Origin of the sequence: uncultured Cetobacterium sp. (assembly GCF_947072685.1) — a bacterium.
In the GTDB taxonomy this organism is placed as follows: domain Bacteria; phylum Fusobacteriota; class Fusobacteriia; order Fusobacteriales; family Fusobacteriaceae; genus Cetobacterium_A.
Window position 1 is genome coordinate 89,071 of sequence record NZ_CAMTIK010000002.1, and the last position, 16,241, is coordinate 105,311.

The window sequence follows — 16,241 nt, forward strand, 5'->3', positions numbered from 1 at the left end:
GGGTTATAATGGGTGGTACACTGATAAAACTAAAGGAGTATAAAGATGGTTTTACCAAAAATGAAAAAAAAATATCAAACTACTTGATAGAAAATATAGAAGAGATAAAGACATTGAATACATATGATTTGGCTATTAAATGTGATGTCAGTCAAGCTTCAGTTGTAAGATTTGCCAAAAAATTAGGTTTTAAAGGATTCCCAGAATTTAAAATATCATTGGCTAGTGATCTAGCTATGCAAAATAATGAAAAAACAATTCAAATTATATACGATGAGATAAAAATTGAAGATACAACTGAGATCTTAGCTAAAAAAGTTGTCTATGAGAATGTTAGAAGTATTGAAGATACCTATAAAGTATTGAATTTTGAAGAGATTGAAAAAGCAGCAGATATAATCAATTTGGCTAAAAGAGTATTTATTTTAGGAGCTGGATTTTCAGGAATAGTTGCAAAAGATTTTCAATATAAACTTTGGGAGCTTGGAAAATTTGTTGTTTTCGATACAGACCAACATATTCAATTGACAAATGCTTCAACAGCTGGAGAAGGAGATGTAGTTTTTGTTATATCTCACAGTGGTAAAACATTGGATATATATCAAACACTTTTAGAGTTTAAAGAGAATGGAGCTACAATTATAACTTTAACTAAATTTGCATCAAATCCAATAAAAAATATAGGGGATATTTGCTTAAGTACAGTTGTAGAAAAAACAAATTTCAGATCTACTTCCCTCTCCTCTAGAATGGCTCAATTAACTGTTGTGGATATTCTATATGTAAAACTTATTCAAAAAGATAGAGAAAAAGCAAATAGGTATATAGGAAATGCAGTTGAAAGTGTAAAAAAGTTTAAAATGTAAGGAAAATTCATTTTTTAATTTTAATAAAGAAAAAAAAATTCTAAATTTGTTGACATTTGTTAAAATAAATGATAACTTTATTATAGATGTAAAATTAATATAAGGGAGTGATTTTTCATGAGAGTAATAATAACTGAAAAAAATATTGGAGATTGGGCTGCAGTGTACGTAGCTAAAAAAATAATAGAAGCTAAGCCCACAGCAGAAAATCCATTTGTTTTAGGTTTGCCTACAGGGGGAACACCTTTAGCTATGTATAAGAGATTAATCCAGTTTTATAAGGATGGGATTTTATCGTTTGAAAATATAATCACATTTAACATGGACGAGTATGTGGGGTTATCTCCAGCAAATGATCAGAGTTATCATTACTACATGTACGAAAACTTTTTTAAGCATATAGATATGAAAGAAGAGAATATCAATATTTTAAATGGGTTAGCTATTGATTATGTAAAAGAGTGTGAAGTATATGAGGAAAAAATAAAAGCTGTTGGGGGAATAGATCTTTTCTTAGGAGGGATTGGACCCGATGGACATATTGCTTTCAATGAACCTGGATCGTCTTTAAGTTCAAGAACGAGAGATAAAGAATTAACGATGGATACAATAATAGCTAATGCAAGATTTTTTGATGGAGATATAGATAGAGTTCCTAAGTTAGCATTAACTGTTGGAGTTGGAACTATTCTTGATGCAAAAGAGGTATTGATTATGGTTAATGGACATAACAAAGCTAGAGCGCTGCACCATGCTGTTGAACAAGGAGTTAATCATATGTGGACAATAAGTGCACTTCAATTACACCCAAAAGGAATAATTGTTTCGGACGAAGCAGCTTGTGCTGAGTTGAAGGTTGGAACATATAGATACTTCAAAGATATTGAAAAACAAAATTTAGACACAGATTTATTAATAGATAAGTTATATAGAAATTCTAAATAGGGGAGATGTATGAAAAGTATTGTTAATGGAGAATTATTTATAGGAAATAAATTTTATAAAGGTAAAGCGTTAATAATTGAAGGAGAGAGAATTGTAGATATTGTTTCAGAAACAGAGCTAGATTTGTTGTATCCAGAGATTGAAAAAATAAATGCAGATAAAAATTACATCACTCCTGGATTTATAGACCTACAGTTAAATGGTTGTGGTGGAGTTCTATTTAATGATGATATATCTTTGGAAACTTTAGAAACTATGCATAAAACAAATCTAAAATATGGTTGTACTTCTTTTACACCGACGCTAATTACAACAAGTGATGAAAATATAGAAAAGGCCCTAAAACTTATGAAGAGCATAAAAAATAAAGGTGTCTATGGTGTACTAGGTCTACATATTGAAGGACCATATATATCTTTACAAAAAAAGGGGATACATAATCCTAAATTTATAAGAAAAGCTGACGAAGATATGATTGATAAAATTATTGAAGCTGGAAAAGAAAATGTTACAATAGTAACTTTAGCTCCTGAAAACACAGAGAAGACAGTGATTTCGAAACTAAACAATGCCGGAATAAATGTAGCTGTGGGGCATTCTAACGCTACTTATGAAGAAGTGAAAGAAAAGGAAGCTTTTGGTATTACGTTATCAACTCACTTATACAACGGAATGAGCTCTTTTGGTCATAGAGAACCTGGTGTTGTTGGAGCAGTGTTTGATAGTGATATAAAAGCTGGAATAATTGTCGATGGATTCCATTGCCATTATTCTGCTATTAAATCAGCTATTAAAATCATGGGAGAAAGATTATATCTTGTTACGGATGCTGTTTCTCCTGTTGGAACAGACATGGAATATTTTTACTTCGAAGGAAATAAAGTTTACTATAAAGATGGAAAGTGTTTTGGTGAGGATGGAACTTTAGGTGGTTCAGCCTTAACAATGGATGCTGGCGTTAGAAATTTAGTGAAAAATTGTGATATAACTTTAGAAGAAGCTGTAAGAATGGCAACAATTTATCCTGCTAAAGCTATTGGAATTGATAATGAATTTGGAAAACTTCAACCAGGTTATTTTGCAGACATAGTATTTTTAGATAAACATTTAAATTTAAAAAAAGTTATAGCGAAAGGTCAAGAGGTATAAATATATAGGAGGTAGCTGGAGCTACCTCTTTTTTATACAAAATTATAAAAAAGAAAAACTAATTTTTTTTGAATAATAAGATAGAGATAGAGATGCTCTCGTTAAGTAAAGTGGAGGTAGAAATATGAATATAAAATGGATTTCGAAAGGTCTTTTTTTAGGATTAGTATTTTTTATATCTATGCTTCTTGTCAAACCCATTGGGATTTCTACCCAATATAGTATTACTTCTGGAATTATACACTCTACGGTTGAAAAAGATATAATTGTTAAAGAAGGTAAAAAGTATAGCAGCACTGTTGAATATTATAACCAGGATGGGATAGCCCAAAGCATTAAAAATCCATTTAATTTCAGCATGGTTTTTATTGTTGGTGTTTTTATAGGTGGTATGATTGGGCGTTTACTTTTCATAAAAAATAAAAATTTTATAGAAGAAAATGAAAAGTTAGAAAAAGACTCGATTTCTAGATCAAGACTTTTTGTGGGAGGAATAATTTTACTATACGGTGCTCGAATGGCTGGTGGTTGCACAAGCGGACATATGATGAGTGGTATTATACAACTTTCTGTAAGTAGTATTGTTTTTGCGATAGTTATGTTTCCGATAGCAATTTTAGTAGCAAAAAAGGTAGGTGAATAATATGAAAAATTTACTCATTGATAATATGCCACTTTTGGGGATTTTAATTGGAATATTTTTTGGATTTGCACTATATTATGCAGGGGCAACTAATAGAATTTATCTTATGAAAATGTTGAAGCTTGAAGATTTAACTCTTTTGAAAATAATACTTTTAGGAATTGGATTTGGAATGTCATTAGTATATGCAGGGAGGATTTTAAATTTTATTCCAATAGACCACTTCAATATAAAAACAATGAATCTAGGAGTTATATTGGGGGCGATTATTTTTGGAATTGGATTTGGAATAATTGGATTATGCCCTGGAACAGCCATAGCAAGTTTAGGGTCTGGCTATTCAAAATCAATATATGTTGTTTTAGGAGGTTTGGTTGGAGCTTTTATGTTTACACTGTCCTATCCAATATTAAAATCTATCGGACTTTTTGAAGAGGTGCTGGGTGGGAAAACATCTCTCATATATATAACTGAAAAATATAATTTTCTTTATGAAGGAACGCTTTGGATCGGAGTTTTTATAGGAGTGATGATAATTATAATTTCATTAATTTTACCATATAATTTAAAAACTAAAAAGAGGTGATAAAACACCTCTTTTTTAGTAAATTAATTACAAATAATAATTATTTTTATAATCAAAACCACTCTACTACATATAATGTTAATTATATGTAGTAGAGTGGTTAGTGTAATTATTAATTAAAATTAAATTATTTATATACTTTTTTAATTATAGTTTAAAAGATGTTTAAAAGTCATCGTCTATACTTTGTATAGGTATTTTTTCTAAAACCTTTTTTTCGATAAGGGATTTCGCATTTATATATACCTCCGTTACTTTTGTATCTGAGTGACCTAAAAAATCTCTTATCTCAATTAAATCTGCACCATTCAAAGAAAGTTCAGTCGCGATAGCATGTCGAATGTTATGTGGACTGATATTTTTATTTATAACTTTTCCCATATCTTGAATCACATTATACAGAGCTCTATATGAAAGTGGTTTGTTTTTTTCAAAAGATGAGAAAAACAGAAATTTTTCTTCTAAACTTTCTTCATTGATACCGTATACATTTGTTAAATAATTTCTATATTCATCGAATTTTTTTATCAAAAAATTATGCAGAGGTTTATATTGTTCTCTACCACTTTTTGTTTTTTCCAGTTTAACAAAATATTCACCATCTCTTTTTAGCACATGTTTAAATTGTAAAGATAGTAACTCTTGACTTCTCATCCCAGTGTAAAAAAGTGTATGAAGAATCAAAGTATTTCGATATTCTTTTTCACCATTAACCTTGTAATTTTTTAAAATATTTTTTATATCATCAAATGACACTTTTAAAATATTATCTAGATTTCTTGATGTTTTAAAAAGTCCTATATACTTAAAAGGGTTTTCATATCCATTCTTCTCTAGCTCTTTATAAAGTGATTTTAAAGAGGAAATAACTTTATTGATAGATGTTTTTTTCATCTCTCTTTCATCCATAAGGTGAGCGAGGTAATCTTCGATATCACTTTTTTCTATTCCTGTCATAAGCTCAATTATTTCTTCACTCTCTATTGGAGCATCTCCATCATAAACATATGTTAAAAAATCTTTCAAATAGAAAAAATAATCTTTCATGGTTTTAGGAGATTTGTACATTTCAAATATACTTTTTTTCTCTTCTCTTCCTTTTCTTTTTTTTCTATTCGTACTTATTTCATGTTTTTCTTTTATCATAATTTCATTCAAAGTAAATTCCCCCTCCATAAATAAAAGTCCTGTTATAAAAATTATAGAAAGTTATATGATATCTTCCCTTTCAATCTCTCTAACCTCTTTTGGAACCATATCTTCTAAAGTCAATTTTCCAAATACTTCTCTTTTTAAATATATAACTTCATTATCTATTGCTTTCAACATTTTTTTTACTTGATGGAACTTCCCTTCTTTTATATTTAAAAGAATCTCTTTAGAACTTACTTTTTCCACTTTAGCAGGTTGAGTTATATAGCCACCTATGTCAACACCACTTTCTAAATTCTTTATCCCTTCTTGAAAAATTTCATCTTTTAAAATGACACGGTATATTTTATCCACATGCTTTTTTGGTGATATCAATTCGTGAGCGAGCTTACCATCATTTGTAAACATCAATAGTCCTTCAGTATCTTTATCTAATCTCCCTACTGGAAATAGATCTTTTTTATTTACCCATTCTGGCAAAAGGTCCATAACTGTTTTTTCTTTTTTGTCCTCTGTTGCTGTAATATACCCATCTATCTTATACAATTTATAGTATCTAAATTCTTTATATAGAACTTTTTTTCCAGCATATTCAATTAAAGTTTTCATCTCATCTATATTTCTACTGTTATCTTTACAAATAGCTCCATCTACATATACTTTACCTATCGCAATATTTTTCTTTACTTCACTTCTACTCCCTACACCACACTCAACTAAAAATTTATCTAATCTCAATTTGTTGCCTCCTAATTTTGTTTATATTATAATTATAATTCTTAAAATTTATAAAATCAAGAACTAAAATTTTTATTTTGATTTAACATGTTGTAGAAATACCTATTTTATAAGAAAATCTTTTTAAATATATAATTATAAAACTTGAAAAATAATTATTTATTACATTTTTTTCTTGTTGAAATAACTATAAATATGCTATAATATAGAGCAAAAAACATTAAAAATTTATTTTCTATGGGAGGAATACTTAATATGGTTGATTTTAAAAAAATTGATACTATGATTGAATACATTGAAGAGGGAATTATCCCTGAAGGTAAAACTTTTAATCAATTTGCAATGGAGTTTTATCTAGAGACTAAAACCTTAACTCTTTCTAAATATATCAGACTGAAGGGAAAGAGCTCTAAATTGCCTAAAATAATGAATACAAAAAAAGCTGGTGAAGTTTTATTTGAAACTGAAAAGAGTGATGAGATTAAATCATTCTTATCAAGAAAAGGGTATAAAGTGACACCGGAATTAAACTATACATCTATAATGCTTTTAAGAAAAGTAGATCTTTTTAGCAATTGGCAAAAACTGGTATTTTTCTTTGAAGGTGGAAGAACTGTTCAAGAGATAAATAGTTCTCTAAAAAAAGATCTACTTCCTATGGAAATTGAAAAATTAGAAATCTATATAAAAGAAGAGTTACGTTTAAACGAACAAGAGTTAAATTGGCTTTTAGATAAAATACAAAAAATAGAACACAATAAGGCTTTGTATAAGGCTATAAAAAAACTTACTAAATAAAGAGGAGAACCAAATAAACATGAAAAAAATAATATGCAGTTTTTTATTACTATCATCACTAGCTTTAGCTTCAACATCGGTTAACAAGAGGGAGAAGGACGCTTTAGAAGATAGATTGAGATTATATAAAGTTGGGTACGAAAAAAAAGCTTTCACTTTAAAAAACCATTTGGGAAAAAGAGAGATTGTTATTGACAATAGATTGAGAGATTTACCTCAAACTTCAAGAGTTTCTTTTGGAGATAGACAATACAATAGAGCTTCTGACTGGGAAGTTACTAGAGAGAAAAGAGGAATTCAATATTTTGCTGTTCCTGGAACAACAAGAAGAAAAGCAGTTCAAAAAATTGATGGAAGATACGTTGTATTCTTCTATAATGCAATAGGTAAAAATGACGATATGGTTGAAAGCACATTCAAAGATGTAAGAAAAGCTTTAGAAAGAAATTAAAAATGAAAAGTTAAAAATGAAAAAGGTATCCTCTGTAGGGATACCTTTTTCATTACTTTCAATCTATCAGGTTTATAAGAAGTTCTATCTCATCTTTCCAAATAGTTTCATCTATAGTTTCCATAACAATAGGTATTTGTCTAAATCTTTCATCATTCATGAATCTTTTAAAAAAGTCCATTCCAAGAGTACCTTCTCCAATACTATGATGTCTATCTTTTTTACTTCCTACCCCAAACATAGAATCATTTAGATGAATACCTTTCAAATATTTAAATCCTACTATTTCTTCAAAAGAATTCATAGTTTGATTATATTCTTCCTCTGTTGATAACGGATATCCAGCAGCAACAGTGTGACAAGTATCTAAACACACAGCAATTCTTTTTTTATCTTCTATGAGATCTATTATATCCCTTAAATGTTCAAATTTATAACCCATATTAGAACCTTGTCCAGCTGTATTTTCTAAAACAACGACAATATTTGGAACAATTTTATGAGCTCTATTGATAGAATCTGCAATAAGTTCAACACATCTATCTTCACTGATCTCTTTTAAATGACTTCCAGGATGAGTATTTAGATAAATCAATCCCAATTGATTTACTCTCTCCATCTCATCAATAAAAGCATTTAAAGATTTTTCTCTCTTCTCGTCATCGGGACTCCCTAAATTTATCAAATATCCATCATGTGGCAGTATTTGTTCTGGTTTAAATTTATATCTTTTCATACAATCCTTAAACTCTAATATATCATCTTCAGTGTATGGCTTAGCATCCCATCTACGTTGATTTTTAAGAAACATTCCAAATCCATTTGCTCCTATTGCAACAGCATTTTTAAAAACATTTGATACCCCACCTTGAATAGATACATGAGCTCCTAAGTATGTATTTTTTATTTTATCTTCTCTTGTCATAATCCACCTCAATTTAAATTTTCATATGTTTATAGTATAACACAAAGTATACTTTTTGAATAGAGATTTAGCTTTTTAAAATAAGTTGAAATAGTTGCTAGAAAAGTATAAAATAGTATTATTGAAATAGTCGAGGAGGGAATAAATGATAAGAATAATTTCTTGTATCAATGATAATAATCAATGGGTTGTAAAAGTAGATTCACATAGTTTTTATATAGATGGAAAAGGTGGTCAAATAGGAGACCAAGGATATATTGGAGAAGTAAAATTCATAACAGTTTTAGATGATAACAATATTATAGTTGAAAAAGAACTACCTGCAGGGGATTACACATATACTATTGATATATCAAGAGTTAAGGATATTGGAATTCAACATACGTCTCAACATCTATTTTCAGCTATAGCCTATAATGACTATGGATTAAATACTGTTGGATTTAGAATGACCGATACTTATACAACCGTTGATTTGGATTCAAAAGATATTGATGAAAAATTTATAGATGAATTGGAAGCTAAAATAAATAAAGCGATTGGAGAGGGAGGTATGGTTACCGAAAAAACTATACCTAGAGAGGAAGCTAACCAGATAGAAACATTTAGAAAAAAAATAAGTGACAAAGTTATTGGTGATGTCAGAATTATCGAAATTAAAAATTTGGATACAAGTGCTTGTGCTGGATATCATACAGAAGATATTTCGAAAATAAAGATTTTCAAAATTATAAATTTTGAAAAAATTAAGGGAAATTATACAAGGTTTTATTTTCTAGCCGGAGATAGAGCTATTGAAGATTATAACAATAAAAATAAAATAATTAAAGAGTTGAACAGAACTTTTAGCTGTCGAGATAATGAAATTTTATTAATGGTTGAAAAATTTAATGACGAAAAGAAAAATATTGAAAATAAATTTAAAGATTTAAACTTGAAATACTGTGAGTATCTATCAAAAGAATTAATACTCAATTCTTTTGAAAAGGATGAGATGAAATATATCGTATATAAGGATGAAAATGAAGTTATAAATAACCTTAATAAAGTTATTCCATCTAAATATATTTTTGTTGGATTATGGGAAAATGGGGGATTAATATCTAGTTCTTCAATAGATTGTGGACTTTTAGTAAAGAAACTTTCTGAAAGTTTAAATATAAAAGGAGGGGGAAAATCAGAACGAGCTAATTTTAAAGGTGAAGTATCTATAGATGAGATTACAAATCTATTGTAAATATGTGAAATATTTGTTATAATGAAGCTTAAGTATTAATAAAACGGAGGAAATATGTCAAATAAAATAAATTTACTAAACTTAAATGAACAAGACCTTACTGATTTTGTTGTTTCTATCGGAATGAAAAAGTTTTACGGAAAACAAATCTTTACATGGTTAAACCAAAAAATTGTAAGAGATATTAATGATATGACTAACATATCACTAAAGGATAGAGAACTTCTTTCTGAAAAAGCTTATATCCCATTTTTAAACCTATTGAAGCATCAAGTTTCTAAAATAGATAAAACACAAAAATTTCTATTTAAATTAGAGGATGGAAATACTATTGAAAGTGTAATTTTAATTCATAAAGAAAGAGTAACTCTTTGTATTTCATCTCAAGTTGGATGTGCAGTTATGTGTGGTTTCTGTGCTACTGGTCTTGGAGGATTCACTCGTAATTTACAAGTTCACGAAATTACAAATCAGTTCTATACAATTGAGAGAAGACTTTTAAAGCAAGGATTACAAATAAACAATATTGTATTTATGGGTATGGGAGAACCAATGCTTAATATCGACAATGTTATCAAAGCGATTGAAATACTTTCAAGTGAAAAAGGGGTTAATGTTTCTAAAAGAAGAATAACAATATCAACTTCAGGAATAATTCCAGGTATTGAGAAATTATTAGAAGAGAAACTTCCAGTAGAATTAGCAATATCTTTACATAGTGCTATAGATGAAAAAAGAAGTGAAATTATGCCTATAAACAACAGATATCCTTTGGCAGATTTATTCCCAATACTTCAAGAATATCAAAGACAAACAAAAAGAAGAATTTCTTTTGAATATATATTGATAAACGATTTTAACGTTTCAGATAACGATATATCTTTCTTAGCTGATTTTGTTCATAACTTTGATCACGTTTTAAACCTAATCCCTTGTAATCCTGTGGAAGGAAAAGATTATCAAAGACCTTCACAAAAGAAAATCGAAAAAATATATAACTATTTAAAAGATTTCAGAAAAGTTAATGTTACTATTAGAGGAGAAAAAGGAACTGATATTGATGGAGCTTGCGGACAATTAAGACAAAAGAATTCAAAATAATTTAAAAGTGGAGATATTTTATGAAATGGAAAATTTTTAAATATCTTGCCATATTTATTATATCTTTAGGTATTGTTGGTGGTATAGGAGCTGGACTCCTTGTTAATAAATATTACAAGGAGCTTCCTAATATTTCAGAATTAGTTGAAAACTACAGTCCTCCTGTTCCCACAACAATCTATGATAGAAATGGGCAAGTGATTGATGTTATTTCAAAGGAAACTAGAGAACCAGTTGATATAAGTGATGTTCCTAAAAACTTAGAAAATGCCTTCATAGCTATTGAAGATAGACATTTTTTAACTCATTACGGAATTGATCCTTTCAGAATATTAGGTTCTGCATTAGTAAATTTAAAATCTGGTAGAACAGCACAAGGTGGAAGTACAATAACTCAGCAATTAGCTAGAAATGCCTTTTTAACTCAAGAGAAAAAGTTTTCAAGAAAAATAAAAGAGGTCATAATTACATTTGAAATTGAAAGAAAATATACAAAACAAGAGATTATGGAAAAGTATCTAAATGAAATTTATTTTGGATCGGGTGCTTATGGAATAAAAACGGCTGCATATAATTTTTTTAGAAAAGATATCAAAAATATAAATCTTGCTGAATCTGCAGTTTTAGCAGGTATTCCTAATAGACCAAATATGTATAATCCAAGAACAAATCTAGATAAATCTCTTACAAGACAACAGCTTATTCTTAGACAGATGTTGAAATTTGGGTTGATTAATCAAGAGGAATTTGATACTGCTATTGCACATAAATTTATAAATGAATCAAAGGCTAAACCTGAAGATTATAAGAACCCAAATACTACTATTATCTATAACGCTTTAGATAAAAAGATAGAGTTTAATGCTCCAGATTTTACAGATTTAGTTCAAAAGTTTTTATTTGAAAACTTTGAAGAAAAGCAAATCTATAATGATGGATTAAATGTTCAAACAACACTGGATTTAAATATTCAAAAAACTGCCAAGGATGTTTTTGAGAACTATCCTCGTTTAAAAAATGACAAAAAACTTCAAGGGGCTATGGTTACTGTTGACGCTCATAATGGTGAGGTTATAAGTATCGTTGGAGGGAAGAATTTTAAAACAGGAAACTTCAATAGAGGTGTTCAAGCCAAGAGACAATTGGGATCTTCATTCAAACCTTTTGTTTACTATACTGCGCTTGAAAAAGGTTTTGAAGAGAATTTACTTGTGGAAGACTCAAGGGTTGTATATGGTAATTGGGCCCCTAGAAACTTTGGAGAAAGATATTACAATGGTATGACTCTTATGCAAGGATTTGATCGATCACAAAATATAGTTTCAATTAAACTTTTAAATAAAGTTGGATTACCTGCACTGATGGATACTATGAAGCGAATTAATACCGATTTTATAATTCCAAATAACTTGACAGCTGCATTAGGAACTGTGGAGGGAACACCTTTAGAATTAGCGAGTGCCTATGCTATATTTGCAAATGGTGGATATGTTGTTAAACCTATATTTGTATTAAAGGTTACTGATAAATTTAACAACACTCTTTTCGAATCAAAGCCTCAAATAGAGGAGAAATTTGAAAGTGCAAATATTGCTCTTATGACAAACATGATGAAAAATTCTGTTAAACAAGGAACAAGCAAAGGGGCACAAGTTAAAATAGATGGAAAACTTATAGAACAAGGTGGAAAAACTGGAACAACAAATAACTCTAGAACAGTTTGGTATTCAGGGATGACACCAGAATATGTAACAACAATATATATGGGATATGATAACAATGATACCCTTTATAAAGCCACAGGGGGTGGAGTTGCTGCACCACTTTGGAAAAATTTCTATCAAGAGATTATAAAAAATGGATATTATACTCCTAGTAATGGCTTTGCATTCTTAGATGGACATGTTAAAAGTGGTGAACTTCTGTATCAAGAATTAGATCCGATAACAGGAATGATTAACGGTTCACCTAACGATAAAAGTTTCCTTTTAAGAAGAGGAAGAATGGCCGTTGAAAGAGAAAGTAAATATGATAATGGAATTGCGGGTGTTTTAGGTTACTACGCACCTACTCAATCGACACAATCCTCAGCTGATGCTCTATCAACAGATGAATCAGTGTCTAGTCCTAAAACAACAACTCAACCTGTTAAGACAATACAAAAGATTGTACCTAAAAAACAAGAAGAGAAAAAAGGATTTTTCCAAAGATTATTTAATTTTTAAAATATATAAAAAGTATCCCTCTCCAATTGGAGAGGGATACTTTTTATATATTGAATATTTCTTGTAATTTTTTAGCAACTCCATTTTCAGTGTTACTTTTTATAACTTCATTTTTAGGGAGTAAAGCTTTTAATCTTGGACTTCCATTCCCCATTATAAACCCTTTGTTAACCGAAGATAGCATCTCAAGATCATTTAATCCATCTCCAAATGCAATTGTTTCCTCCAGTAAAATACCCTCTCTTTTTAAAACTTCCTCAATAGCACTGGCCTTAGAAACACCTTCTTTCATAATCTCTAAACAAGATGCTAAAGATAGTGTTATATTTAATCCAGTTTGAAATTGTTTTCTAAGTTTTTTTTCTAATTCAGATATACATTCTTCATCTTCACATATAAAGAAAAATTTTGTTATTTCACTTCCAACTAATGATTGGAATGGTGTTATATGATGATAGAATCCAGATTCCTTATGGAATTCTAAAGCCTCATCTAAAGGTGTTTCAGCATACCACTTTTCATCTAAATAAACATTTTTATGAAGTCTATTATCATAACTATATTTTAATAAATTTACAGCTAATTCAGCTGGTATATTATGAGATATGATCTCTTTATTTTCATAATCATGAACTTTAGCACCGTTAGATGTAATTAAAAAACTATCCAATTCTAAAGTGTTTTTAAATGTTATGGCATCATTATGGTGTCTTCCTGTTGCAATAACAAATTTAACTCCTGATTCTACAACTTTTTTTATTGTATTTTTTGTTTCTTCTGAAATTGTATGATTTTCATTTAATAAAGTTCCATCTAAGTCACATATAATTGCTTTATATTTCATTTGTTCTCCTCTTAAATTAGAAGTAATATTTTGCTCCTACTCCTATTAAATACAGTACTCCATCCTCAATGATAGGTGAATCAGAAATCTCACTAGAGAACTGTTCTATCCCTAAAAATGCCATTAAAGCTACATTATCTGTCAACTTATAGTCAGCGATAAAACTAACTCCAACTGAATATGCAGCATTTGCCGTATAATCTTTATCAATATTTTTATTATTTCTAGCTTCTTCTGAAGTTACACCAAAATAATAATCGGTATAATCTCCTGAATACCCCTTAATATAGATAGATGGAATTAAAATAAGTCTATCGTTAATATTGTAGGGCTTAAATAAGCTAGCTTTAGCTTTAGCCCCGTGTTCACCAACCTGTGCACTTAAACCCGTCTTAACTCCATAAAACCCTGTTTTAGCATCTAGTCTCAGTCCAAACATAATTTGGAAATCTCTATCGTCAATACCGTCATATCCTGTAGCTAAATTAGCACCATTTATAGAAAATCCCGCCAAAGGATCAACAAATAATGACGCTGCGAAGACATCATCTTGATACAGATTATATCCTAGCGTTGAGCCTTTAGCATATAGATCCCCATAATTTATATCTAATAACGGCATAAAATAAGCTTTTTCATTAGAGCCTTTATAAATACTATCAGATATACCTATTCCAGCTCCTATTCCAAATTTATCATCAGAAAAAGTAGTCATAGTTATTGTTAGAGCCAATAATCCCAATAAAAATTTTTTCATGCGAACCCTCCCTAAGTTATTGATTCTTAGAACTTTTTTCTCTTTTAATTTTTATAAAGTTATATTTCCCAGAAACTTTTCTTTTGAAATTAAATAGATTATTTGTTGGAAAAATCCCAATTCTTCTAATTTCAAACAGATCATCGGAAAAAGTTAAACTTCCAGAATCAGTTGCCACAGCAAACGTATACCCAACCTCTTCAGGTAGATTTTTAACATCCAGATTTAAATTCCCATATGGATATGCAAAAGATATAAGTTTTACTCCAATTATTTTTTCAATATTTGTTTTTGAAAGGGCTACCTCACCTCTAGCTTTTTCCAGAGTTAGCTTTGCTAATTCTGGATGTGACGATGTATGTCCTCCAAATTCAATCCCATAATTTTGCATCTCTAAAAGTTCTTTTTTATCCATTAAAGCAAAACTTTTTTCAGGATTCCCTGGATTTTCAACATCCCACTTGTTATAGTTCAGTCCATCTAATATATAGATAATTCCTTTAAAATCAAGTTTTTTTAAAATTGGAAAAGCGTTCTCATAATTGTCTCTATATCCATCATCAAATGTAATCATTATCCATTTCTTATCCTTATCAAATCTTTGTTTATACCTGTTATTGAGCATATCTTTAAAAGTTACAGTTTCGAATCCTTTCTCTTTCAAATAATTCATCTGTTCTTCAAACTGTTTTAATGTGACATATGTTCCATGAACACCTTTTTCACTTTCATCCTTAATAACCCTATGATACATAAGGACCGGCATTTCATACTTTCTTTTTTTTACTATTTGTCTTTGATATATTTTTTCAACTTCATCCACAATTGTATCTATTGAAAATTCTTTCGAAATATATTCTCTTAAAGAAAGAAGTTCATTTTTGTCTAAAGCAAAAGCTTTATCTATTTCTGGAATAACATCTGTCCATTGAAAAAGAGCTCTTTTGTTTAAAGAGATATCTCCAAAATTTGATTTTAAAGCATTTTTAACTCTATCTACATTTACTACTCCAATTGATTCTGCCTCTCCTATTGCCAGAACTGGGACTTCACATAATATTGCTTCAACAGCAACTCTTCCTGCTCCAATAACTAACGATGATTCCTTAATTTTTTCAGAAACATTGTTAACATATCCCAAAAATTCCACATTTCCTTGAAACTTTTTAAATCTTGCAGGAATCTCTTTTCCTCCAATAACTTGAATTTTAAAATCTTGTCTTCTATGGAGTATATTTAAAAGATTGTATGTCACATCACCTTTAGGACCAGAAAGTCTACCAATAATAGATATTATTTTCTCTTTCTTTTGAATATTTGTAGAATCCTTTTTGTATTCTTTAATATTTATCATATTTCTAAGTACCGTTATTTTTTCTGGTTTTACTTTTAAATCTTCTATTATATGTTCTTGGATATTTTCACAAACACTCATTGAATAATCTCCAAAAGCTTTTATAAGCCTTCTGCTCATATGAACAGGTTGTCTACCATGTATAGTTGTTACAAGTGGTATTTTAGCTATTTTACAAGCTATAGCACAACTCCAAGATGATGCCCTTGAATGTGCATGAACCACTTGTATATCCTTATCTTTTATGATTTTAAGAAGTTTTTTTATTTGTGTAATTCTGTCTATTAATTTTCTTTTATTAAAAGCTATCTTTTCGTATGGAGCATTCGTGGGTTTCGTTAGGGTATCTGAAACTATATATACTCTATTCCCTCTCCTAATAAGTTCATCACTTAACACTGTTCCATACACTTCAGCACCAGTTACCTCTAGTTGTGAAAGTGCCATAAGTATATTCATTATTAAATCCT

At 29.3% G+C, this 16,241-nt stretch carries 16 protein-coding genes; 10 read left to right on the top strand and 6 right to left on the bottom strand.

The features are described 5' to 3' along the window. The first annotated feature begins 8 nt into the window (after window positions 1–8). The 5 genes from Q0V67_RS01110 (at window position 9) to Q0V67_RS01130 (ending at window position 4,189) form a co-directional block, all read left to right on the top strand. The gene (locus tag Q0V67_RS01110; protein ID WP_297596225.1) at window positions 9–866 is read left to right on the top strand and encodes a MurR/RpiR family transcriptional regulator; all 858 of its coding nucleotides are present in this window, start codon (window positions 9–11) and stop codon (window positions 864–866) included. Window positions 867–983: 117 nt separating this feature from the next. Beyond that, entirely contained in the window at window positions 984–1,811 is an 828-nt protein-coding gene (gene nagB, locus Q0V67_RS01115) for a glucosamine-6-phosphate deaminase (protein WP_297596227.1), read from the top strand. A 9-nt stretch (window positions 1,812–1,820) separates the two neighbouring features. Continuing rightward, entirely contained in the window at window positions 1,821–2,960 is a 1,140-nt protein-coding gene (gene nagA / locus Q0V67_RS01120) for an N-acetylglucosamine-6-phosphate deacetylase (protein WP_297596228.1), read from the top strand. Window positions 2,961–3,084: 124 nt separating this feature from the next. Next, a complete protein-coding gene (locus Q0V67_RS01125) occupies window positions 3,085–3,603 on the top strand; it encodes a YeeE/YedE thiosulfate transporter family protein (protein ID WP_297596230.1) in 519 nt (172 codons plus the stop codon). Window position 3,604: 1 nt separating this feature from the next. Continuing rightward, window positions 3,605–4,189: a DUF6691 family protein gene (locus tag Q0V67_RS01130; protein ID WP_297596233.1), complete on the top strand. Its 585-nt coding sequence runs from the start codon at window positions 3,605–3,607 to the stop codon at window positions 4,187–4,189. A 165-nt stretch (window positions 4,190–4,354) separates the two neighbouring features. Here the strand turns inward: Q0V67_RS01130 and Q0V67_RS01135 are convergent, their stop codons facing one another. Both Q0V67_RS01135 and Q0V67_RS01140 read right to left on the bottom strand, forming a co-directional pair. Continuing rightward, window positions 4,355–5,335 carry a tyrosine-type recombinase/integrase gene (locus Q0V67_RS01135; protein ID WP_297596308.1) on the bottom strand — a complete coding sequence of 327 codons (981 nt, stop codon included), beginning with the start codon at window positions 5,333–5,335 and terminating at the stop codon, window positions 4,355–4,357. A gap of 63 nt (window positions 5,336–5,398) precedes the next feature. Further along, a complete protein-coding gene (locus tag Q0V67_RS01140; protein WP_297596234.1) occupies window positions 5,399–6,079 on the bottom strand; it encodes a pseudouridine synthase in 681 nt (226 codons plus the stop codon). Window positions 6,080–6,334: 255 nt separating this feature from the next. Here Q0V67_RS01140 and Q0V67_RS01145 point away from each other — a divergent pair, with 255 nt between their 5' ends. After that, entirely contained in the window at window positions 6,335–6,877 is a 543-nt protein-coding gene (locus Q0V67_RS01145; RefSeq protein ID WP_297596236.1) for a hypothetical protein, read from the top strand. Window positions 6,878–6,896: 19 nt separating this feature from the next. Continuing rightward, window positions 6,897–7,328, top strand: coding sequence for a hypothetical protein (locus Q0V67_RS01150; RefSeq protein ID WP_297596238.1), 432 nt, complete (start codon window positions 6,897–6,899; stop codon window positions 7,326–7,328). A gap of 58 nt (window positions 7,329–7,386) precedes the next feature. On the opposite strand, the gene nfo is transcribed toward Q0V67_RS01150, so the two are convergent. Then, a complete protein-coding gene (nfo, locus tag Q0V67_RS01155; RefSeq protein ID WP_297596240.1) occupies window positions 7,387–8,253 on the bottom strand; it encodes a deoxyribonuclease IV in 867 nt (288 codons plus the stop codon). Between the two features lie 145 nt (window positions 8,254–8,398). Between nfo and Q0V67_RS01160 the strand changes: the two genes are divergently transcribed. Genes Q0V67_RS01160 through Q0V67_RS01170 form a run of 3 tightly spaced genes read left to right on the top strand, consistent with a single transcriptional unit; the run spans window position 8,399 to window position 12,816 of the window. After that, window positions 8,399–9,490, top strand: coding sequence for an alanyl-tRNA editing protein (locus Q0V67_RS01160; protein ID WP_297596242.1), 1,092 nt, complete (start codon window positions 8,399–8,401; stop codon window positions 9,488–9,490). 54 nt (window positions 9,491–9,544) lie between these two features. Beyond that, complete coding sequence (gene rlmN / locus Q0V67_RS01165) at window positions 9,545–10,591, top strand: 23S rRNA (adenine(2503)-C(2))-methyltransferase RlmN (protein WP_297596244.1); 1,047 nt, start codon at window positions 9,545–9,547, stop codon at window positions 10,589–10,591. 20 nt (window positions 10,592–10,611) lie between these two features. After that, complete coding sequence (locus Q0V67_RS01170; protein WP_297596246.1) at window positions 10,612–12,816, top strand: transglycosylase domain-containing protein; 2,205 nt, start codon at window positions 10,612–10,614, stop codon at window positions 12,814–12,816. A 43-nt stretch (window positions 12,817–12,859) separates the two neighbouring features. On the opposite strand, the gene Q0V67_RS01175 is transcribed toward Q0V67_RS01170, so the two are convergent. Genes Q0V67_RS01175 through Q0V67_RS01185 form a run of 3 tightly spaced genes read right to left on the bottom strand, consistent with a single transcriptional unit; the run spans window position 12,860 to window position 16,230 of the window. Next, window positions 12,860–13,660: a Cof-type HAD-IIB family hydrolase gene (locus Q0V67_RS01175; RefSeq protein ID WP_297596248.1), complete on the bottom strand. Its 801-nt coding sequence runs from the start codon at window positions 13,658–13,660 to the stop codon at window positions 12,860–12,862. 16 nt (window positions 13,661–13,676) lie between these two features. Continuing rightward, window positions 13,677–14,417, bottom strand: a complete 741-nt coding sequence (locus Q0V67_RS01180; RefSeq protein WP_297596250.1) for a MipA/OmpV family protein — start codon at window positions 14,415–14,417, stop codon at window positions 13,677–13,679. A 16-nt stretch (window positions 14,418–14,433) separates the two neighbouring features. Beyond that, window positions 14,434–16,230 (bottom strand): polysaccharide deacetylase family protein, encoded by a 1,797-nt coding sequence (locus Q0V67_RS01185; RefSeq protein WP_297596252.1) that lies wholly within the window; start codon window positions 16,228–16,230, stop codon window positions 14,434–14,436. Window positions 16,231–16,241 lie beyond the last annotated feature (11 nt).

Excerpts from the sequence above, each read along its gene's own strand:
- Q0V67_RS01110 (WP_297596225.1), top strand. The coding sequence starts at position 9 with ATGGGTGGTACACTGATAAAACTAAAGGAGTATAAAGATGGTTTTACC.
- nagB (WP_297596227.1), top strand. The coding sequence starts at position 984 with ATGAGAGTAATAATAACTGAAAAAAATATTGGAGATTGGGCTGCAGTG.
- nagA (WP_297596228.1), top strand. The coding sequence starts at position 1,821 with ATGAAAAGTATTGTTAATGGAGAATTATTTATAGGAAATAAATTTTAT.
- Q0V67_RS01125 (WP_297596230.1), top strand. The coding sequence starts at position 3,085 with ATGAATATAAAATGGATTTCGAAAGGTCTTTTTTTAGGATTAGTATTT.
- Q0V67_RS01130 (WP_297596233.1), top strand. The coding sequence starts at position 3,605 with ATGAAAAATTTACTCATTGATAATATGCCACTTTTGGGGATTTTAATT.
- Q0V67_RS01135 (WP_297596308.1), bottom strand. The coding sequence starts at position 5,335 with ATGATAAAAGAAAAACATGAAATAAGTACGAATAGAAAAAAAAGAAAA.
- Q0V67_RS01145 (WP_297596236.1), top strand. The coding sequence starts at position 6,335 with ATGGTTGATTTTAAAAAAATTGATACTATGATTGAATACATTGAAGAG.
- Q0V67_RS01150 (WP_297596238.1), top strand. The coding sequence starts at position 6,897 with ATGAAAAAAATAATATGCAGTTTTTTATTACTATCATCACTAGCTTTA.
- nfo (WP_297596240.1), bottom strand. The coding sequence starts at position 8,253 with ATGACAAGAGAAGATAAAATAAAAAATACATACTTAGGAGCTCATGTA.
- Q0V67_RS01160 (WP_297596242.1), top strand. The coding sequence starts at position 8,399 with ATGATAAGAATAATTTCTTGTATCAATGATAATAATCAATGGGTTGTA.
- rlmN (WP_297596244.1), top strand. The coding sequence starts at position 9,545 with ATGTCAAATAAAATAAATTTACTAAACTTAAATGAACAAGACCTTACT.
- Q0V67_RS01170 (WP_297596246.1), top strand. The coding sequence starts at position 10,612 with ATGAAATGGAAAATTTTTAAATATCTTGCCATATTTATTATATCTTTA.
- Q0V67_RS01175 (WP_297596248.1), bottom strand. The coding sequence starts at position 13,660 with ATGAAATATAAAGCAATTATATGTGACTTAGATGGAACTTTATTAAAT.
- Q0V67_RS01180 (WP_297596250.1), bottom strand. The coding sequence starts at position 14,417 with ATGAAAAAATTTTTATTGGGATTATTGGCTCTAACAATAACTATGACT.
- Q0V67_RS01185 (WP_297596252.1), bottom strand. The coding sequence starts at position 16,230 with ATGAATATACTTATGGCACTTTCACAACTAGAGGTAACTGGTGCTGAA.